Raw genomic sequence first — 18,403 nt, 5'->3', positions numbered from 1 at the left:
CCGGGACACTCCCCACACGCCAGGCCATGTCGACTACCCAACCGGGCACCGCCCACACGATCGACGGCGAGCCGATTCCGACGCTCGACGAAATCGCCGCGCAGCACTTCGCGCTGTCGCCGTGGGTCGCGCGCACGCCGGTGTTCGAGCGCGGCGACCTGCCGTCGCTCGAAGGCACGCACGTGAACTTCAAGTTCGAGCTGCTGCAGGCGAGCGGCAGCTTCAAGGCGCGCGGCGCGTTCACGCACCTGCTCGCGCTCGACGAAGCGCGCAAGAGCGCCGGCGTCACCTGCGTGTCGGCCGGCAATCACGCGGCGGCGGTTGCGTATGCGGCGATGCGGCTCGGCAGCAGCGCGAAGGTCGTGATGTTCCACACTGCGAGCCCGTCGCGCATCGCGCAGTGCAAGCAGTACCGCGCGGAAGTCGTGCTGGCCGCGAGCGCGTCGCAGGCGTTCGACCTCGTGCGCCGCATCGAGGCCGAGGAAGGCCGCTTCTTCATCCATCCGTTCAACGGCTATCACACGATCCTCGGCACCGCGACGCTCGGCTACGAATGGGCGACGCAGACGCCCGACCTCGACGCGGTGATCGTGCCGATCGGCGGCGGCGGGCTCGCGGCCGGCGTGTCGACCGCGCTGCGGCTCGCGAACCCGCGCGTGCACGTGTACGGCGTCGAGCCGGAAGGCTCGGACGCGATGAGCCGCAGCTTCGCGGCCAACCACACGGTCAAGATGGCCGCGATGCACACGATCGCCGATTCGCTGATGGCGCCGCACACCGAGGAATACAGCTACCAGCTGTGCCGGCGCCACATCGACAGCATCGTCACCGTGTCCGACGACGCGCTGCGCACCGCGATGCTGTTCCTGTTCTCGCACCTGAAGATCGCCGTCGAGCCGGCGTGCGCGGCGGCGATGGCCGCCCTGCTCGGCCCGCTGCGCGAAACGCTGCAGGGCAAGCGGGTCGGCGTGCTGCTGTCGGGCACCAACACCGATCCGGTCACGCTCGGCATGCACCTCGCGCACGCGAAGCTGCTGCGCTGAGCGGCACGGGCGTCGGCGCGGCGGTTATCCCCAGATCGTGTTGAAGAGCCTGTGGACAAGCTTCTGAAAGGCTTCCTAAGCTGTTGATGCACCGGTGATTTCGGCCGGCGCTGCAAAACGCGTCGCGGGCCGGCGCGTCGCGGCGCGATCGAGGCGGCGCACGGTTATGCACAGATTGTGTTGACAGCCTTGTTGATAACCGGCCGGAGAACCGCGCAAGTCATTGAGCGCGCAACGTTTTATGAGGTTGCCGCACCATGCATCCAACGCGTGCACCCAACGGAGGAACCGCCATGCGCGCCCTGTCGACCAGTCTCGTGTTCGCCATCGCCCTGCTCTCCGGCTGCGCGGCCACGCAGTTGCCGGCCGCGGCGGACCCGACGTCTTGCGCGCAGGCCGGCGGCAGCCGTCAATTGCAGGCCGACCTGCTGTTCGGTCGCGACATCGCAGGGCGCGGCCCCGTCACCGATGCCGAACGCGCGGCCTTCCTCGCCGACGTCGTCACGCCCCGCTTCCCCGACGGCTTCACGTTCTGGGATACCCACGGCCAATGGCGCGACCGCACGAGCGGCCGCGTCACGCGGGAAGACAGCTTCGTCATCCGTATCATTGCCGGCGACACACGCGATACGCTCGAGCGCCTGACGGCCATCCGTCGCGCGTATGCGGAACGGTTCAGGCAGGAGTCGGTCGGCGTGACGCTCGCGCCGGTCTGCGCGTCGTTCTGACGGCGTGCGGCGCAGCCACGCGCGCGAGCAAAAAAAAACGGGCGCCCGCAGGCGCCCGTCGATTGGCCGAACCGCAGCCGCGTTACGGCTTGTTGCTCTCGAACATGTCCATGATCTGCTGCTTCTCCTGCGAGCTCACCGGCGGCGGCGTCAGGCCCGCCGCGCCGGCCGAGCCGAGCGCGTCGTTCGCGCTGATCGCATTGGCCGCCGGGTTGATGTCGACGCTCGCGACGAAGCCGGCGCCCGGCGTGCGATCCGCGTAGTACAGCTCGCCGTCAAGCGTCGTCAGCCCGTCGGGCATCGGCATCGGCTGCTCGGGCACGCCGTTCAGCGCGGTGCGCATGTAGTTCACCCAGATCGGCAGCGCGAGCTGCGCGCCGAACTCGCGGCTGCCGAGGCTCTTCGGCTGGTCGAAGCCCATCCACGCGACCGCGACGAGCGACTGCTGGTAGCCGGCGAACCAGCCGTCCTTCGCATCGTTCGTCGTACCCGTCTTGCCCTGCAGGTCGCCGCGGCCGAGCACGTTGGAACCCGCACCCGTGCCGGCCGTCGCGACCGTGTGCAGCAGGCTGTTCATCACGTACGCGTTGCGGCCTTCGATCGTGCGCGGCGCGGTATTGCCCGCGATCACCGGCTGCGCCTTCTGCAGCGCCTGGCCGCGTGCGTCGTCGACCTCGGCGATCAGGTACGGATCGACCTTGTAGCCGCCGTTCGCGAACACCGCATAGCCGGTCGCGAGCTGCAGCGGCGTGACGAGCCCTGCGCCGAGCGCCATCGGCAGGTACGGCGGCGTCTTCGCCGGATCGAAGCCGAAGCGCTGCGTCACGTACTCCTGCGCATACTGCGTGCCGATCGATGCCAGGATGCGGATCGACACGAGGTTCTTCGAACGCTGCAGGCCGGTGCGCATCGACATCGGGCCGTCGGGCTGGTCGTCGTCCTTCGGTTCCCACGCGGTGCCGCCCGGCACGCTCGGCGGGAAGTACAGCGGCGCGTCGTTGATGATCGTCGCCGGCCCGAGGCCCTTGTCGAGCGAGGCCGAATAGATGAACGGCTTGAACGACGAGCCCGGCTGGCGCCACGCCTGCGTCACGTGGTTGAACTTGCTCTTGTTGAAGTCGAAGCCGCCGACGAGCGAGCGGATCGCGCCGTCCTGCGGCGCGATCGCGACGAGCGCGCCTTCGACCTGCGGCAGCTGCACGACCTGCCAGCCGGTCTTCGCGTCCTTCAGCACGCGCACGATCGAACCGGGCTTGATCTTCAGCGTGTTGTTCGCGCGCGGCCCCAGCGCGGCCGCGACGAAGCGCAGCCCGCCGGCGCCGATGGTCGTCTTCGCGCCGCCGACGAACTGCACCTCGACCGCGTTCGGCGCGGCCGACAGCACCACCGCCGACTGCAGGTCGCCGTTGTCCGGGTGATCGGCGAGCGCGTCGTCGATCGCCTCGTCGCGATCGTCGCCGGCCGCCGGCAGCGTGATAAAGCCTTCCGGCCCGCGATAGCCGTGACGGCGCTCGTAGTCGAGAATGCCGCGCCGCACCGCCTGGTACGCCGCTTCCTGGTCGGCCGCGTTGATCGTCGTCGTGACCGTCAGGCCGCGCGTATATGTCTCGTCCTTGTACTGCGCGTACATCATCTGCCGCACCATCTCGGCGACGTACTCGCCGTGCACCGCGTACTGGTTGCCCGGCGTGCGCACGTGGATCTCTTCCTTCAGCGCCTGCTCGTATTGCGGCTGCGTGATGTAGCCGACCTCGTACATCCGCTTCAGGATGTATTCCTGGCGCACCTTCGCGCGCTTCGGATTGACGACCGGGTTGTACGCGGACGGCGCTTTCGGCAGCCCGGCCAGCATTGCGGCCTCCGCGACCGTGATGTCCTTCAGGTCCTTGCCGAAGTACACGCGCGCCGCCGCGGCAAAGCCGTACGAGCGCTGGCCGAGGTAGATCTGGTTCATGTACAGCTCGAGGATCTGGTCCTTCGTCAGCGCCTTCTCGATCTTGTACGCGAGCAGCATTTCGTAGATCTTGCGCGTGTAGGTCTTCTCGCTCGACAGGAAGAAGTTGCGCGCGACCTGCATGGTGATCGTGCTCGCGCCCTGGCGCGCGCCGCCGTGCATCAGGTCGGCGACGCCCGCGCGCAGGATGCCGAGGAAGTCCACGCCGCCGTGCTCGTAGAAGCGGTAGTCCTCGATCGCGAGCACCGCCTTCTTCATCACGTCGGGAATGTCCTGGAAGCGCACGAGGCTGCGGCGCTCCTCGCCGAACTCGCCGATCAGCACGTGATCGGCCGTCATCACGCGCAGCGGCACTTTCGGCTGGTAGTTGGTCAGCGCGTCGAGCGACGGCAGCTGCGGGGCCATCACGACGAGCGCGTAGCCGACGATCAGCGCGCCGACGATGGCCAGCGTGATGAACAGGCCGACGAACCACAGCGCGACGCGCGAGCCGAACGAACGGCGGCGACGGCCCCCGCTGTCGCCATCGCCATTGCGTGGCGCGCGGTGCGCATCGCGGTCGTCGTCATCGGTGTAATAGGCTCCGGCAGGCGAACGGCGCAGCGTGTAGTGGGGTTCGTTCCTGGCCGAAGAAGAAGGCGGTCGTTTGATAATTGGCATGTCGGAATGGCGGGCGCGCATGGCGCCCTCGGACGCATGCGGTATGCAAGCGGATGAATCGAGAGAGAGTGCATCGTGACAATCGTCACGTCGACAGACCCCGCCGCGCGGCGATCCGTTCCCGCGACGTGACAGCGCATTTTAATGAAATCAATCGATTAGCTTCGCGATTTTTTGTAAAAATTCCCGCATAACCCCGTTTTCAGCGCGTTTTTGCCTGGCCGCGCGGCCTATCATGGACACGGAACGCATTGTAGATGCCGGCCGAGCTTTCAATTCGGAAAGCTTGGCCGGCATGTCGCGCGGTGTGGCGCCCGCCTGGTCGCGCGGCTTGAACTCGCGCGTTTAAGCCGTATTTAAGTGTGCCGGTGGTCTAATGTCTGCCGGCACGGGCGGGCCGCAACCGGCACCGTCGCGGGCCACGCCGCAGCGATGCGGCGCCTTTCACACTCGGAGGATTTCATGTCGCTTTTCGACTCTGTTTCGCGCACGATCAAGGGCCTGTTGAACGATGCGGCCGACTCGGTGCAGGACCCGTCGCGCGACGCACGCCAGATCGTGCGGGAGCTCGACGACAGCATCGGCCGCGCCGAGAATTCGCTGATCGAGATCGAGGCGCAGGTCGCGACCCAGCGCAGCAAGCGCGATGCAGCCGACGACAAGGCGAAGAAGTACGAAGACGGCGCGAAGCGCGCGCTGCAGGCGGGCGACGAGTCGCTCGCGCGCGAGGCGCTCGGCGCGCAGGCGAACGCCGAGGCGGAGCGCGACGCGCTCGCGAAGGAACTCGCGACGCTCGAGCCGTCGGTCGACAAGCTCAAGGGGCAGATCGCCGACATGCGCCAGCGCCGCAACGACCTGAACGCGCGCTCGAACATCCTGCAGGCGAAACAGGAAATCGCGCAGGCGAAGGACGTCGCTGCCACCGCGCTCGGCGGCATCGGCGGCAAGAACCTGTCGGAGGATTTCCAGAAGCTCGAGGACAAGGTCGCGCTGGAGAACGCGCGTTCCGACGCACGCCTCAATTCGGCCGACACGTCGAGCGGCAAGGCGCTCGACGACAAGCTCGCCGCGCTGAACAAGGGCCCGTCGGTCGAGGATCGCCTCGCCGCCCTGAAGAAGCAGCTCGACACGCCCGCGCAGTAACCGGCTGCGCGCCGCCCGCCGGATTCCGGCGCGGCGCGCATCGATCGCAAGGAGACGGGCGCCCGCGCCCGGTTCGATCATGAAGAAACCCCTCGCCGCTTTCGGCTTCGCGCTGCTGATGCTGTCGTCCGCCGCGTTTGCGGTGCCGTCGCTGCAGCAGGTCGAGCAGTCGATCGCGCAGCGCGACTGGCAGCGCGCCGATACGCAGCTGTCGCAAGTCATCGACGCGCATCCGAACAACGCGCACGCGCGCTATCTCTATGCGCAGGTGCTCGACCGCGAAGGCCGCGCGTCGGACGCGCTCGCGCAGCTGCAGCGCGCGAAGACGCTCGATCCGCAGCTGCGCTTCGCCGACCCTGCGCGCTTCGCGCAGACGGAAGCGCGCATCCGCGCCGACGCAGGGCGCGTCGCCGCCACGCCGCCGCGCGCCGATGCCGGCACGCTGCAGTCGTCGCTCGCGCCCGCCGTGCCGCCCGCCGAAAAACACGGGCCGTCCACCGGCATGTGGATCGGCCTCGGCCTGATCGTCGCGGTGATCGCGCTGGTGCTGCGCTGGACGCTGCGGCGCGCGCGCTCGACCGACGATCGCCGCGCCGACGACGAGCGCCGCGCGCAGTTGAAGCGCGCGACCGACGTGCTCAACGACATCCGGCCGCTGAAGCTCGACGCGCGGCTGTCGACGGCGCCCGGCGCGGCCGCGCTGACGAGCGAGCTGGAGGGCATCGAGACCGACGCGCGCGAGCTCGTCGAAGCGCTGTCGAACGGCAGGAATCCGGTGCCGCCGTACCGCGTCGACGAACTCGAGCAGCGCCACGCGAGCGTGAAGGCGCGCGTCGAGGGCCGGCCCGATCCGGCCGCGCAGGCTGCCCCGCCGCCGGCCGCCGGCAGCGGTTCGGTGTTCGCGCAGGAAGCGGACCGCGTGACCGGCGCGCAGGGCCAGCCGTATCCCTCACAATATCCGCCGCAGCCGCAGTATCCGCAGCAACAGCAACCGCCCGTCGTGATCCAGCAAGGCGGCGGCTTCGGCGGCGGGATGGGCGGGCTGCTGACCGGCGTGCTGCTCGGCCAGGCGATGTCGGGCGGCCGTGACCGCGTGGTCGAACGCGACGTGATCGTCGACGACGAGCGCCGCCGGCACGATGCCGACCCCGGCTTCGACCTCGGCCGCGGCGACAGTACGAACTGGGACAACGGCAACGGTGGCGGCAGCGACGGCGGCGTCGATCTCGGCAGCAACGACGACGGCTGGACCGACACCTGATCGCCGCGCGTCGGGAGCAGCCGCATCGCGCGCCCGCTCCCCCGGCGGGTGCGCTGCGCGCCTTGCGGCGCGCGCCTGCCGCGCCGATTTGTCAATCATTCAAAGATGGGCTATCGGCATTGGGGCACGTTCGCTATCATGCGGCCATCGGCGTGCCACCGACCCTGAATTCGACACGATGCGTCGCGGCGCGCCTCCATTTGCCCTAAAAAGGAGAAACCCGCTCATGAGCATCATCAAGGAATTCAAGGAGTTCGCCGTCAAGGGCAACGTGATGGATCTCGCCGTCGGCGTGATCATCGGCGGCGCATTCTCGAAGATCGTCGACTCGATCGTGAAGGACCTGATCATGCCGGTCATCGGTGTCCTGACGGGCGGCCTGGATTTCTCGAACAAGTTCGTACTGCTCGGCACGATCCCGCCGTCGTTCAAGGGTAATCCCGATTCGTTCAAGGATCTGCAGGCCGCCGGCGTCGCGGCGTTCGGCTACGGTTCGTTCATCACAGTGCTGATCAACTTCATCATCCTCGCATTCATCATTTTCCTGATGGTGAAATTCATCAACAAGCTGCGCAAGCCGGCGGAAGTCGCGCCGGCCGCAACGCCGGAAGACATCGTGCTGCTGCGCGAAATCCGCGATTCACTCAAGCAGCGCTGAGCGTTCGCGCACGACCGTCAGCCAGGCCCGCCGCGTGCGGGCCTTTTTATTGCCCGCGCCGCGCGGCACGCGATGCGCGGGCCTCGCATTTTTTTGTGACGAGCGGATGCACGCGCCGGGAAAGCGGGTCTATCATGGAGACTGAACCGACAGTGCAGGCGCCAGGCGCCGACTGTGTCGATCGTGGCGAGCGGGTCGACGGGAGACATCGATCGTCGCACCGCACGAGCGCAGCATGTTCGTGTGCTATAAAGGATCGGCATGCGGCGTACATAGCCGGGAGTGGGTCGCATGAAAGTGCCGCATTTCTTGCAATTGTTTTTGAGGCGAGTGTTTATGTCCTTCCCGAAAAAACGTCGACGCGCGCAGCAGGATGGCCAGGAGTCGTTCCTCGCGGTATTGCGCCATTCGAAACCGTTCGCCCAGCTCGACACCAAGATCGCACGCGCCCGCGCGCAGGACGAACCTGTGCTGTACGCGCATGTGCTGCCCGGCCTGGACGTGCTTCTGTGCAGCGTGCGCGGTGCGCAGCCGCCGTATCCGGCGATCGCCGAATTGCGAAAGCGCTGCATCGAGTCGATCGCCAACGCGCTCGAACAGCCGCTCGACGGCCTCGAGAACGGTGGTTACTGGTACGAATCGAATGGCTTCGGCTTCCTCGTCTTCGCGAGCCGCGCCCGCGCGCGCATCCTGCCCGAATTTGGTGCAGGCACGAAAGCGAGCCTGCGCAGCGGGCTCGGGCGACAGAACGCCGGGGACACGACGCCCCGTTCGCTCGGCTGATTCCACGCCATGTTCCGATGGGCCGCCTCCGGGCGGCCCATCTGCCATGCGCGCCATTCGCGCATTACGCGGAGATCACGCCTGCCCGCGCCCGTTCCCCGGCCTGACGATATCGATGAACGCGGCGAAATCCGCATCGGCGAGCCCCATTGCCGCGCCGAGCCGCAGCACCTGCTGCACGGTGGCCGACACCGGCATCACCGCACCCGTATCGCGCGCCGCATCGGCGATCGTGTCGACATCCTTCTGAAACGTGCTGAGCGCGCCGATCGGCGGATGCCCGCCCGACGTCATGCGCGGCACGAACGTCTGCAGCAGCACCGAATCGGCCCAGCCGCCGGCGAGCGCCTGCGCGAGACGCGCGGCGTCGATGCCGCTCGCCTGCGCGAGGCCGACCGCCTCGGCGATCGCCGTGACGGTCGCGGTGACGATCGCCTGGTTGCACAGCTTCGCGGTCTGGCCCGCGCCGGCGTCGCCCATGTGCGTGATGCGCGCCGCGTACGTATCGATCAGCGGCCGCGCCGCGTCGAGATCCGCCGCGCGGCCGCCGGCCATGACGGCCAGCGTGCCGGCCTGCGCGCCGGGCACGCCGCCCGACACCGGCGCGTCGACCCAGCCGATGCCCAGCTCCGCCGCGCGCCGCGCGTAGTCGCGCGTCACGCCGGGTGGAATGCTCGAGTGATCGACGATGCGCCGCAACTTGCGCGCGGTGGTATCGCCGGACAACAGGCCGTCTGGACCGAACACGACGTCGCCGACCGCGCGCGCGTCGAGCACGCACATCAGCACCGTCTCGACCTGCTCCGCCAGCGCGCGCGGCGTATCGGCCACGCGCGCGCCGTCGGCCACGAGCGCGTCCGACTTCGCACGCGTGCGGTTCCATACGCCGACCTGGTGGCCCGCCGCCAGCAAATGCCGAATCATCGGCGCGCCCATCAATCCCGGTCCGCAAAATCCGACTTCCACGATGCGCCTCGTCTCCAATATGGGTTGAACTTGCCGCCCATCATACCTATCACTCAAGAAGCCGGACGCATTCCGTACCCGTTTGCGCTTGTGCCTAGCGCCTGCGCGCTGCGCCCGTGGCAGAACCCGGCACGACAGGGAGCGCATCATGAGCGACCACGTCTACAAGCTGATCGAACTGACCGGTTCGTCGCGGGAATCGAGCGACGACGCGATCCGCAATGCGATCGCGAAAGCCGCCGCGACGCTGCACAACCTCCACTGGTTCCAGGTGACCGAGACGCGCGGACACATCGAAGGCAACCAGGTCGTCCACTGGCAAGTGACGCTGAAAGTCGGCCTGCGCATCGACGACTGACGCGCCAGCCGCGCGCTTCACGCGCACCGTTCCGGCCGCGGCCACCGCCGCGCCGGCGGATGCGTGCGGGTATCCATCCCTTGACGCTGGTTTTCGTTCATATTAAAAATCATATACCCCATCCCCCACTCGATCAGCCCGGACATATAAACGGAGAAATCATGAGTCAGCAACGCGAGGCGATCGACACGTACCTCTTGCGCGTCTTGCACACCCTGTTGATGGAGCGCAGCGTCACGCGCGCGGCCGTCAAACTGAACCAGTCGCAGCCGGCGATCAGCGCCGCGCTGCGGCGCCTGCGCGACATCACCGGCGATCCGCTGCTGGTGCGCGGCAAGTCCGGCATGGTGCCGACCGAATACGGGCTGCGCCTGCTCGAGCCCGTGCAGAACGCGCTTCGCGAAATCGAGCGCATCAAGTTCCAGCAGCACAGCTTCGACCCGGCCACGTCGATCCGCTGCTACCGGATCGGCTGCCCCGACTACCTGAACGTGCTGTTCGTGCCGACCGTCGTCGAACGCTTCCGCCAGGCCGCGCCGAATGCGACGCTCGAATTCCATTCGCTCGGCCCCGCGTTCGACTACGAGCTCGCGCTCGAGGACGGCAAGCTCGACATCGTGGTCGGCAACTGGCCGGAGCCGCCCGAGCAGCTGCACCTGTCGAACCTGTTCGTCGACGAGATCGTCTGCCTGATGAGCAACACGCATCCGTTCGCGAAACGCGGCGGCCTCACGCTCGACCAGTACCTGAACGCGCCGCACCTCGCGCCGACGCCGTACTCGGTCGGCCAGCGCGGCGCGATCGACGTGCACCTTGCGCGCGAGCGGCTGAAGCGCCACGTCGTCGTCACGCTGCCGTACTTCAACCTCGCGCCGTACGTGCTCGTGAAATCCGACCTGATCTTCACGACGACGCGCCTGTTCGCCGACCACTACGCGAAGTTCCTGCCGCTGTCGGTCGTGCCCGCGCCGCTCGACTTCCCGCCGATGCAGTACTACCAGCTGTGGCACGAGCGCTGCCATTACTCCGACGAAGTGCGCTGGCTGCGCAGCCTCGTCGCCGAGGCCACCCGTACGCTGATCGAGGCGTAACGGCGCGCGATGGCGCGCAAAGGCATGCAATAGGCCGGCCGCCGCCGTGCATCGTCACGGCGGGCGGCCGGTGCGCCGCGTCAGCGCGACGCTTCGACGAGCGCCTGCGCGAGCGCGTTGTGACGCGCGATGACGGGCGGCAGGTCGAGCGTCGCCAACTGCCCTTCCCGCACCACGACCTTCCCGTTCACCACCGTGTACGCCGCCTGCGACGGCGCGCAGAACACCAGCGCCGCGACCGGATCGTGCAGCGCGCCCGCGAACAGCGGCTGGCGCAGGTCGAACGCGGCGAAGTCGGCGGCCATGCCGGGCTTCAACGCGCCGATGTCGTCGCGGTTCAGCACCTTCGCGCCGCCGAGCGTCGCGATCTCGAGCGCCTCGCGCGCAGTCATCGCGTCGGGCCCGAAGCCGACGCGCTGCAGCAGCAGCGCCTGCCGCACTTCCGCGACCATCTGCGCGCCGTCGTTCGACGCCGAGCCGTCGACGCCGAGCCCGACCGGCACGCCGGCGAGCCGCATCTTCTTCACCGGCGCGATGCCCGACGCGAGCCGCATGTTCGAGCACGGGCAATGCGCGACGCCCGTGCCGGTGCGCGCGAACAGGCCGATGCCGGCGTCGTCGAGCTGCACGCAATGCGCATGCCAGACGTCGTGCCCGACCCAGCCGAGATCTTCCGCGTATTCGGCCGGCGTCATCCCGAACTTCTCGCGGCTGTACGCGATGTCGTTGACGTTTTCCGCGAGGTGGGTGTGCAGCGACACGCGGTATTCGCGCGCGAGCCGCGCAGCGTCGCGCATCAGCTCGCGGCTCACCGAAAACGGCGAGCACGGCGCGACGACGACCCGCAGCATCGCGTAGCGTCCTTCGTCGTGATAGGTCTCGATCAGCCGTTGCGCATCGCGCAGGATGTCGGGCTCGCGCTCGACGACCGAATCGGGCGGCAGCCCGCCGTCGCGCTGGCCGACGCTCATCGCGCCGCGGCTCGCGTGAAAGCGCATGCCGATCCGCTGCGCGGCGCCGATGCTGTCGTCGAGCCGGCTGCCGTTCGGATAGATGTACAGATGATCGCTCGACGTCGTGCAGCCCGACTGCAGCAGCTCGGCCATCGCGGTGAGCGTCGACACCTCGATCATCTCGGGCGTCAGGTGCGCCCAGATCCGGTACAGGTTCGTGAGCCAGCCGAACAGCTCGGCGTTCTGCGCGGCCGGCACCGCGCGCGTGAGGCTCTGGTACATGTGATGGTGCGTGTTCACGAGCCCCGGGATCACGAGGTGCCCGCGCAGGTCGAGCACTTCGTCGGCGGTATCGGGCAGCTCGGCGCTCGGGCCGACCGCGACGATCCGGTTGTCTTCGATGTAGAGCCCCGCGTCGCGCAGCTCGCGGCGCGCGTCGTCCATGGTCACGAGCACGTCGGCGTGCTTGACCAGCAAGGTCTTCGGGCGGGATGGGGATACGTGCGGCGCGCGTGCCTGCGCGCCGGAGTGCTGCTCGGGATTCATGCGTTCTCCGCGTCGGTCAGCCCTTTCGGGCGGTCGCAAAGCCGTTCGAACGCAGATTCGCGGCACGCCCCGGTGCCTGCGTCCGTTCGAACGCCCTGGCCCGGTTACCCGGCGTGCTCGCCGTCTTCGGGGTGCGCGCCGGCCTCGGGCCGACGCGCACGGCGGGAGGATCGCCGATGCGCGCGCGACGCACAATGCGCCACGCCGAATACTGCGCTTCACGGTTTCGATATGGTACGCGCGAGGGCCGTTCAACAGCCCGCCGAGCGCGGCACGGCGGGGTTTTTGCCCGCCGTCGACAGCGGCTCATGCGCGGCGCATTATCTTTGATATCGCGCCCGTATTTGCATCGGGAACGTTCTTACAATGCCTGCACGGCGCTCGCTTCAATCTCGCCGACGGGTATGTAGCCACGTGACGTGGAGCCTCGATCCGCCGCACAGTCCATGGATCGAGCCGCCGCCGAACCTCGCATTCACACAAGGAAAACTGCGAATGGGAAAGCTCACTACCCACGTCCTCGATACGGCGCACGGCCGCCCCGGCGCCGCGCTCAAGGTGGACCTCTACGCGCTGGACGGCGAATCGCGCCGCGCGATCAAGACCGTGCTGACCAATAGCGACGGCCGCTGCGACGAACCCCTGCTGGAAGGCGCCGCGCTCAGCGCCGGCGAATACGAACTCGTGTTCCATGCCGGCGACTACTTCGCGTCGCTCGGCGTGAAGGTGCCCGAACCCCGCTTCGTCGATCGCGTCGTGCTGCGCTTCGGCATCGCCGACGCCGGCTCGCACTACCACGTGCCGCTGCTCGTGTCGCCGTGGTCGTACAGCACGTATCGCGGCAGCTGACACACGTATCGGCTGCCCGCATCAAAGACAACGATCTGAGTCTGGAGGAGTTTCATGGAAGGCTTCATCACCGACTGGCTGAACCTCGCGCTGCGATGGCTGCACGTCATCGTCGCCATTGCGTGGATCGGCGAGTCGTTCTATTTCGTCGCGCTCGACAACAGCCTGAAACCGCCGACCGACCCGAACCAGCGCAAGCGCGGCGTGTTCGGCGAGCTGTGGCACGTCCACGGCGGCGGCTTCTACAACATGCAGAAGTACACGGTCGCCCCGCCGGAAATGCCGGATGACCTGCACTGGTCGAAGTGGCCGTCGTACACCACCTGGCTGTCGGGCTTCTCGCTGTTCTTCGTGCTGTACCTGCTCGCGCCGAACACGTACCTGATCGACAAGAACGTGCTCGACATGGGCCCGGTGGTCGCCGTCGCGTCCGCGCTCGGCTTCCTCGCGGCCGGCTGGATCGTCTACGACTCGCTGTGCCGCATCCTCGGCACCAACGACCGCCTGCTCGGCATCTGCGTCGGCATCTACGTCGTCGTCGCCGCGTACCTCGCGTGCCACATCTTCGCAGGCCGTGCCGCCTACCTGATCGTCGGCGCGATGCTCGCGACGATCATGTCGGCGAACGTGTTCTTCGTGATCATTCCCGGCCAGCGCAAGATGGTCGACAAGATGCTCAAGGGCGAGGAGCCGAACCCGATCTACGGCAAGCGCGGCAAGCAGCGCTCGGTGCACAACACGTACTTCACGCTGCCCGTCGTGTTCGCGATGCTGTCGAACCACTACGCGATGACGTACACGAACAAGTTCAACTGGGTCGTGCTCGTGCTGATCATGCTGGCCGGCGCGCTGATCCGCCAGTTCTTCGTGATGCGCCACCGCGGCAAGCAGCTGTGGTACCTGCCGATCGGCGGCGTCGCGCTGCTGGCCGGCGCGCTGGTGTGGACGACGCCGAAGCCGGTCGCACCGGAAGCGCAGGCCGCGAACGCGCCGAAGGTCGTGATCAACGACATCATGCCGATCCTGCAGCAGCGCTGCGTCCAGTGCCACTCGGCCAAGCCGACGCTGATGGGCAGCGCGCCCGCCGGCGTGATGTTCGATACGTCGGACGAAGTGTCGAAGAACGCGCAGCGGATCTACGAACAGGCCGTGCGACTGAAGGCGATGCCGATCGGCAACGTCACGCACATGACGGACGACGAGCGCATCAAGCTCGCCGCGTGGTTCGAGGGCGGCGCGACGAAGTAAGCTGCCGCGTGCCGGTGCGCCGGCGCCCCCCTCTCCCTTTGCGGGCCCGGAAGCGGGCCCGTTTTTTGTTCCAGCGAGGATTACCGGGGTATGCGGCCCGGCTCGCTAGCCGCGCGCTGCATCGCGTTGCAGCGCGACCAGTGCGTCGAGCGCCCGGGCGCCTTCGTCGAACGGCACGAAGATGTGGTCGTGGTACGCAGCCGCCATCACGTTGCAACTGATGCCGGCCGCGCCGAGCGCCCGGGCGAACGCGGCCGTGAGCCCGACCGCCTGCAGGTCGGAGTGCACGGTCAGCGTGATCCATGCGGCGCGGAACAGCACCGGCCAGCCGTGGCGGGCCGCCGTTTCCTCGCTGACGACGACCGTCAGTCCCTCCGCTTCATGGAAGGTCGCAATCGTTTCGGATAACGATACGTGGGAATCGTGCGGCAGCGACACGAATGCGTACGCGCCCGGGTGCAGCTCGGGCTGCATCGTGCGCAACAGGATCGCGAGGTCGGTTTCGGGTTGGCTCATCGTGAGATCGGCGTCCGGGCGAGACGCGATGTGGTGACGATGCGCGCACGATACCACGCGCGATAGTCGCGATCGCGGGCGGTCACGCGGGCATCGACGCGATCTCGCCCGCGAGCCAGCCGCGCAGCGCGACGATGCGCGGATCGTCGCGCGTGCGTTCCGGGTACACGACGTGGTACGCGACAGTCGGCGCGACCTCGACGCGCACGTCGAACAGGCGCACGATGCGCCCTTCCGCAAGGTCGCGCGCGATCAGCTCCGGCTCCGCAAGCCCGATCGCCGTGCCGTCCATCACGGCCTGCACGACATGGCTCGCGTCCGGAAACGCGACGCAACGACCGTCGTCGAAGCCGTCGACGCCGGCCGCCGCCATCCACGCCGACCAGCCGGGCCACGCCACGCCGTCGACCTCGCACGCCACGTGGCAGAGCGTATGGCGCAGCAGGTCGTGCGGCGCACGCAAAGCCGGCCCGGCCGCCAGCAGCGCCGGGCTGCAGACCGCGACGACCGACGTGCCGAACAGGCGCTCCGCGCACGCATCGCGATAGCGCCCGGCGCCGAAGCGGATCGCGACGTCCACGTCGTCGGCGTCGAAATCGCGCAGCCGGTCGGTGATGTCGAACGTCAGGTCGAGCGCAGGATGCGCGGCCCGCCAGCGCGGCAGGCGCGGCAACAGCCAGTGCGTCGCGAAGCGCGCGCCGACCGACACGCGCAGTTCGGTCTGTTCGCGCGCCATGCGCCGCGCCCGCGCGGTCGCGCGCCGCAGCCCCGCGAGCGCATCGGCGGCGGCTTCGGCCAGCACGGCGCCGGCGGGCGTCAGCCGGATGCTGCGGCTCGTGCGGACGAACAGCGCGACGCCAAGCTGTTCCTCGATTTCCTTGACCTGGTGACTGACGGCGGCGGGCGTCAGCCCGACCTCGTCCGCCGCCCGCGTGAAATTCAGGTGCCGCGCCGCCGCATCGAACGTCCTCAGCGCGCGCGTACCGGGCCACATGCGTTCCATCGATCTTCAAGAGAAATTTGATGACCGTTCGAAAACTACTCGTTTTTCAGCACGCCATCAATCGGCAAACAATACATCTTCTTGAAGATCACGCGGGCCGCGCACTGCCCGCGACCGAACCCGGAGATCCATCGATGACCGTCACCTCGTTTCCATCCGTCGCCCAGCTCAACGGCATGGCCGCCACGCAGGACGCGCTCGCCCCGCTCGCGTTCGCGGGCCACGCGCACTTCACCGCGATGCAGGTGCGCGACGGCCGCATACGCGGCCTCGACCTGCATCTCGCGCGGCTGCGCGACGCATCACACGCATTGTTCGGGCAGGCACTGCCGGACGAGCGGATGCGCGCGTTCCTGCGCGCCGCGCTCGCGCATGCACCGTCGGCGCTTTCGCTGACCGCGACCGTGCACGCAACGACCGGCGAATTCGCCGCCGCGCGCGACGACGAGGCACTTGACGTGCTGGTCCGCACCGCGCCGCCGTCGTCGGGCCCCGCCGGCCCGCTCGATCTCGCGCTGTTCGACTACGAGCGCGTGCTGCCGGGCATCAAGCACGTCGGCGAAGTCGCCAAGACGCACTTCCTGCGCCGCGCGGTCGCACAAGGTTTCGACGACGCGGCATTCGTCGATCGTCGCGGGCACATCAGCGAAGGCTCGATCTGGAACCTCGCATTCCGGGACGGCGACGCAGTTGTTTGGCCCGCGGCCGACCGGCTCGACGGCGTCACGATGCAGATCGTGCGCCGGCAGCTGGCACGGCTCGGCGTGCCGCAACACGATCGCGCGCTGACGCCTGCCGATGTTCCCGCGATGACGGGCGCCGTCGTCATGAACTCGTGGACGCCGGGCATCGCGGTGCGCCGGTTCGGCGCGGCAACGCTGCCCGACGCGGCGTCGTTCGTCGCGCTGCTGCATCGTGCGTATGACGCGGAGCCGCTCGTCGCGCCTTGACGCTTCGCGCCGTCGACCGTCGACACCCTCATGCGGTCCCGCGATCACCTCGATCCCGAACCGCAAACCGCCTGAGCGCATCGCGCACGCATAAAAAAACCCGCGCAAAATGCGCGGGTTTCGTCAGGCTGATGCCGTGACGTCGGCAGAAAGCTCAGGCCGCCGGCGCGAGCAGCGCCTCCTCGGTCAGCCACAGCGATTGCGGCAGATCCTGTTCGTTGAGGTTCAGCCCGTCCCCGCCACGATCGACGACGATGAAATCGCTGACGTCGCCGAGCGCAATCAGCGGGTGATGCCACACGCCCTTCGCATAGTTGACGCCCTGCCAGCCGCTCGTCACGAACGCGCGGATCTTCGCCGGATCGAGCTCGCCCGCGGGCGCGACCACGACGAGATACGGCTTGTCGTTCAGCGGCACGAATGCCTGGCTGCCGAGCGGATGCCGCTCGAGCATCTTCACCTCGAACGGCAGCGTGCGCGGCTGGCCGCGGAACAGGTTGACGAGCGTGCGGCCGCCTTGCTCTTCGACGTCGACCTTGGCGAGATCGTGAAAGCGGATCGTCGTGCCGAGGTTGATCGGAATCTGCTTCGCGCCGTCCGTCTCGATCACGTCGCCGAACGGCGCGAATGCTTCCCGGGTCAGCGGTTCGATGATGAGCGTGTTCATTTGTCGAGCGTCCCGATGAGACGCAGGCGCGACACGCCGCCGTCCGGAATGATGTTCAGGCGCACGTGCGTGACGGGGCCGAGCGAGGCGAGCTCGCGCTCGAAGTAGTGCTGCTTGTCCATCTGCAGCTTCTGCTCGCCGAGCAGCGCCGGCCAGAACATCGACTGCGTGATCAGCGAGCTGTCGGTGCCGCCCGTCACGTACGCGGCCTGGATCGAGCAGCGGTCCGGATAGTTGCCCTTGAAGAACGCGGTGTCGACTTCGATCTTGCGGATCACGCCCGGCTGCGCCAGCGCGATGATCGCCCAGTCGTTGCCCGGCTCGCGGCGGCGGCGGGTTTCCCAGCCGTCGCCCATGTTCACGCCGCGCCCCGGCAGCAGCAGGTTAGACGCAACGCCGAAGTGCTGGTTGTTCGCGGCGACCACGTAGCCGCCGTTTTCCATCGCGGCGAGATCGAACAGCTCGCTCGCGCTCGCGCCCGCCCAGTCGAGCTGCGGCTGGCCGTACACGCGCAGGCGCGCGATGCCGCCGTCCGGGTAGATGTTCACGCGCAGGTGCGTGAACGCGCGCGCATCGCTCGCCTCGACGTAGTGGTGGCTGTTGCCCTGCAGCGTCGTCGACGGCACGATCTCGACCCACTCGGTCGCATGCGTCGGCGCGCCGTCGGCCACGAACGCGGCCTCGACCGACGCGGCCGGCGGGAAGTTGCCGGTGAAGTGGCTCGTATCGATGTCGAAGCCCTTGATCACGCCCGGGCGCGCGAGCTTGACGATGCACCAGTCGTAGCCGGTCGTGCGCTTGCGGCGCGTTTCCCAGCCGTCCATCCACTTGCCGTGGTCGTCGTACTTGCCGGGGATGAAGACGGCCGGCTCGGGGTTCAGCATGCGCTCCTTCGGCGCGAAGAAATCGTCGCTGGCCTCGAGCGCCTGCGCACCGAGACGCGGGTCGGCGAGGTTCACGTAGCGCCGCGTGAAATCAGGTGCGTTGGGGTCGAGAAGCGGGATGGCCATGGTGTGTTCCTTGTCT

Annotated in this window: 18 protein-coding genes; 11 read left to right on the top strand and 7 right to left on the bottom strand. The window is 68.1% G+C overall.

Annotated features, from left to right (window positions below; all coding sequences use genetic code 11):
- Window positions 1-26 precede the first annotated feature (26 nt).
- The gene (locus ABFO07_RS08985; RefSeq protein WP_060288386.1) at window positions 27-1,043 is read left to right on the top strand and encodes a threonine/serine dehydratase; all 1,017 of its coding nucleotides are present in this window, start codon (window positions 27-29) and stop codon (window positions 1,041-1,043) included.
- Window positions 1,044-1,336: 293 nt separating this feature from the next.
- Window positions 1,337-1,771, top strand: coding sequence for a DUF3574 domain-containing protein (locus ABFO07_RS08980; protein ID WP_060017034.1), 435 nt, complete (start codon window positions 1,337-1,339; stop codon window positions 1,769-1,771).
- A gap of 82 nt (window positions 1,772-1,853) precedes the next feature.
- On the opposite strand, the gene ABFO07_RS08975 is transcribed toward ABFO07_RS08980, so the two are convergent.
- Window positions 1,854-4,385, bottom strand: coding sequence for a penicillin-binding protein 1A (locus tag ABFO07_RS08975; protein ID WP_059908701.1), 2,532 nt, complete (start codon window positions 4,383-4,385; stop codon window positions 1,854-1,856).
- 462 nt (window positions 4,386-4,847) lie between these two features.
- Here ABFO07_RS08975 and ABFO07_RS08970 point away from each other — a divergent pair, with 462 nt between their 5' ends.
- From ABFO07_RS08970 to ABFO07_RS08955, 4 genes are all read left to right on the top strand, one after another.
- Window positions 4,848-5,528 carry a PspA/IM30 family protein gene (locus ABFO07_RS08970; RefSeq protein WP_059565549.1) on the top strand — a complete coding sequence of 227 codons (681 nt, stop codon included), beginning with the start codon at window positions 4,848-4,850 and terminating at the stop codon, window positions 5,526-5,528.
- 79 nt (window positions 5,529-5,607) lie between these two features.
- Window positions 5,608-6,789, top strand: coding sequence for a tetratricopeptide repeat protein (locus ABFO07_RS08965; RefSeq protein WP_347466945.1), 1,182 nt, complete (start codon window positions 5,608-5,610; stop codon window positions 6,787-6,789).
- 226 nt (window positions 6,790-7,015) lie between these two features.
- Window positions 7,016-7,447: a large conductance mechanosensitive channel protein MscL gene (gene mscL, locus ABFO07_RS08960; protein WP_347466943.1), complete on the top strand. Its 432-nt coding sequence runs from the start codon at window positions 7,016-7,018 to the stop codon at window positions 7,445-7,447.
- Between the two features lie 336 nt (window positions 7,448-7,783).
- On the top strand, window positions 7,784-8,230 hold the full coding sequence (locus tag ABFO07_RS08955) for a hypothetical protein (RefSeq protein WP_017331909.1): 447 nt from the start codon (window positions 7,784-7,786) through the stop codon (window positions 8,228-8,230).
- Between the two features lie 75 nt (window positions 8,231-8,305).
- Here ABFO07_RS08955 and ABFO07_RS08950 read toward each other — a convergent pair whose 3' ends face one another.
- Window positions 8,306-9,196, bottom strand: coding sequence for an NAD(P)-dependent oxidoreductase (locus tag ABFO07_RS08950; RefSeq protein ID WP_347466941.1), 891 nt, complete (start codon window positions 9,194-9,196; stop codon window positions 8,306-8,308).
- Window positions 9,197-9,344: 148 nt separating this feature from the next.
- Between ABFO07_RS08950 and ABFO07_RS08945 the strand changes: the two genes are divergently transcribed.
- Window positions 9,345-9,554 (top strand): dodecin, encoded by a 210-nt coding sequence (locus ABFO07_RS08945; RefSeq protein WP_059565555.1) that lies wholly within the window; start codon window positions 9,345-9,347, stop codon window positions 9,552-9,554.
- A gap of 161 nt (window positions 9,555-9,715) precedes the next feature.
- The gene (locus tag ABFO07_RS08940; RefSeq protein WP_011885102.1) at window positions 9,716-10,645 is read left to right on the top strand and encodes a LysR substrate-binding domain-containing protein; all 930 of its coding nucleotides are present in this window, start codon (window positions 9,716-9,718) and stop codon (window positions 10,643-10,645) included.
- Between the two features lie 80 nt (window positions 10,646-10,725).
- Here ABFO07_RS08940 and ABFO07_RS08935 read toward each other — a convergent pair whose 3' ends face one another.
- A complete protein-coding gene (locus ABFO07_RS08935) occupies window positions 10,726-12,144 on the bottom strand; it encodes an 8-oxoguanine deaminase (RefSeq protein WP_059565557.1) in 1,419 nt (472 codons plus the stop codon).
- Window positions 12,145-12,639: 495 nt separating this feature from the next.
- Here ABFO07_RS08935 and uraH point away from each other — a divergent pair, with 495 nt between their 5' ends.
- Window positions 12,640-12,993 (top strand): hydroxyisourate hydrolase, encoded by a 354-nt coding sequence (uraH, locus tag ABFO07_RS08930; protein ID WP_059565559.1) that lies wholly within the window; start codon window positions 12,640-12,642, stop codon window positions 12,991-12,993.
- A 54-nt stretch (window positions 12,994-13,047) separates the two neighbouring features.
- On the top strand, window positions 13,048-14,241 hold the full coding sequence (locus ABFO07_RS08925; RefSeq protein WP_347466938.1) for a urate hydroxylase PuuD: 1,194 nt from the start codon (window positions 13,048-13,050) through the stop codon (window positions 14,239-14,241).
- Window positions 14,242-14,346: 105 nt separating this feature from the next.
- Here the strand turns inward: ABFO07_RS08925 and ABFO07_RS08920 are convergent, their stop codons facing one another.
- Window positions 14,347-14,757, bottom strand: a complete 411-nt coding sequence (locus ABFO07_RS08920; protein WP_347466936.1) for an ACT domain-containing protein — start codon at window positions 14,755-14,757, stop codon at window positions 14,347-14,349.
- A gap of 82 nt (window positions 14,758-14,839) precedes the next feature.
- Window positions 14,840-15,760 carry a LysR substrate-binding domain-containing protein gene (locus ABFO07_RS08915; RefSeq protein ID WP_059885144.1) on the bottom strand — a complete coding sequence of 307 codons (921 nt, stop codon included), beginning with the start codon at window positions 15,758-15,760 and terminating at the stop codon, window positions 14,840-14,842.
- A gap of 134 nt (window positions 15,761-15,894) precedes the next feature.
- On the opposite strand from ABFO07_RS08915, the gene ABFO07_RS08910 reads away from it, so the two are divergent.
- Window positions 15,895-16,710 carry an aminotransferase class IV family protein gene (locus tag ABFO07_RS08910; protein WP_060017024.1) on the top strand — a complete coding sequence of 272 codons (816 nt, stop codon included), beginning with the start codon at window positions 15,895-15,897 and terminating at the stop codon, window positions 16,708-16,710.
- 154 nt (window positions 16,711-16,864) lie between these two features.
- Here the strand turns inward: ABFO07_RS08910 and ABFO07_RS08905 are convergent, their stop codons facing one another.
- Together ABFO07_RS08905 and alc are read right to left on the bottom strand one after the other, a co-directional pair.
- Complete coding sequence (locus tag ABFO07_RS08905) at window positions 16,865-17,377, bottom strand: ureidoglycolate lyase (protein WP_347466934.1); 513 nt, start codon at window positions 17,375-17,377, stop codon at window positions 16,865-16,867.
- A complete protein-coding gene (alc, locus tag ABFO07_RS08900; protein ID WP_059885150.1) occupies window positions 17,374-18,387 on the bottom strand; it encodes an allantoicase in 1,014 nt (337 codons plus the stop codon). Before alc ends, ABFO07_RS08905 begins: the two co-directional genes overlap by 4 nt.
- Between the last annotated feature and the right edge of the window lie 16 nt (window positions 18,388-18,403).

The sequence above is a fragment of the Burkholderia stagnalis genome, from assembly GCF_039848545.1.
In the GTDB taxonomy this organism is placed as follows: domain Bacteria; phylum Pseudomonadota; class Gammaproteobacteria; order Burkholderiales; family Burkholderiaceae; genus Burkholderia; species Burkholderia stagnalis.
Note: the sequence above shows the minus strand (reverse complement) of the source record. Positions and strands in the feature narration are given on the sequence as shown.

Bases quoted from the DNA above. Each gene is read 5' to 3' on its own strand.
- ABFO07_RS08985 (WP_060288386.1), top strand. From the start codon at position 27: ATGTCGACTACCCAACCGGGCACCGCCCACACGATCGACGGCGAGCCG.
- ABFO07_RS08980 (WP_060017034.1), top strand. From the start codon at position 1,337: ATGCGCGCCCTGTCGACCAGTCTCGTGTTCGCCATCGCCCTGCTCTCC.
- ABFO07_RS08975 (WP_059908701.1), bottom strand. From the start codon at position 4,385: ATGCCAATTATCAAACGACCGCCTTCTTCTTCGGCCAGGAACGAACCC.
- ABFO07_RS08970 (WP_059565549.1), top strand. From the start codon at position 4,848: ATGTCGCTTTTCGACTCTGTTTCGCGCACGATCAAGGGCCTGTTGAAC.
- ABFO07_RS08965 (WP_347466945.1), top strand. From the start codon at position 5,608: ATGAAGAAACCCCTCGCCGCTTTCGGCTTCGCGCTGCTGATGCTGTCG.
- mscL (WP_347466943.1), top strand. From the start codon at position 7,016: ATGAGCATCATCAAGGAATTCAAGGAGTTCGCCGTCAAGGGCAACGTG.
- ABFO07_RS08955 (WP_017331909.1), top strand. From the start codon at position 7,784: ATGTCCTTCCCGAAAAAACGTCGACGCGCGCAGCAGGATGGCCAGGAG.
- ABFO07_RS08945 (WP_059565555.1), top strand. From the start codon at position 9,345: ATGAGCGACCACGTCTACAAGCTGATCGAACTGACCGGTTCGTCGCGG.
- ABFO07_RS08940 (WP_011885102.1), top strand. From the start codon at position 9,716: ATGAGTCAGCAACGCGAGGCGATCGACACGTACCTCTTGCGCGTCTTG.
- ABFO07_RS08935 (WP_059565557.1), bottom strand. From the start codon at position 12,144: ATGAATCCCGAGCAGCACTCCGGCGCGCAGGCACGCGCGCCGCACGTA.
- uraH (WP_059565559.1), top strand. From the start codon at position 12,640: ATGGGAAAGCTCACTACCCACGTCCTCGATACGGCGCACGGCCGCCCC.
- ABFO07_RS08925 (WP_347466938.1), top strand. From the start codon at position 13,048: ATGGAAGGCTTCATCACCGACTGGCTGAACCTCGCGCTGCGATGGCTG.
- ABFO07_RS08920 (WP_347466936.1), bottom strand. From the start codon at position 14,757: ATGAGCCAACCCGAAACCGACCTCGCGATCCTGTTGCGCACGATGCAG.
- ABFO07_RS08915 (WP_059885144.1), bottom strand. From the start codon at position 15,760: ATGGAACGCATGTGGCCCGGTACGCGCGCGCTGAGGACGTTCGATGCG.
- ABFO07_RS08910 (WP_060017024.1), top strand. From the start codon at position 15,895: ATGACCGTCACCTCGTTTCCATCCGTCGCCCAGCTCAACGGCATGGCC.
- ABFO07_RS08905 (WP_347466934.1), bottom strand. From the start codon at position 17,377: ATGAACACGCTCATCATCGAACCGCTGACCCGGGAAGCATTCGCGCCG.
- alc (WP_059885150.1), bottom strand. From the start codon at position 18,387: ATGGCCATCCCGCTTCTCGACCCCAACGCACCTGATTTCACGCGGCGC.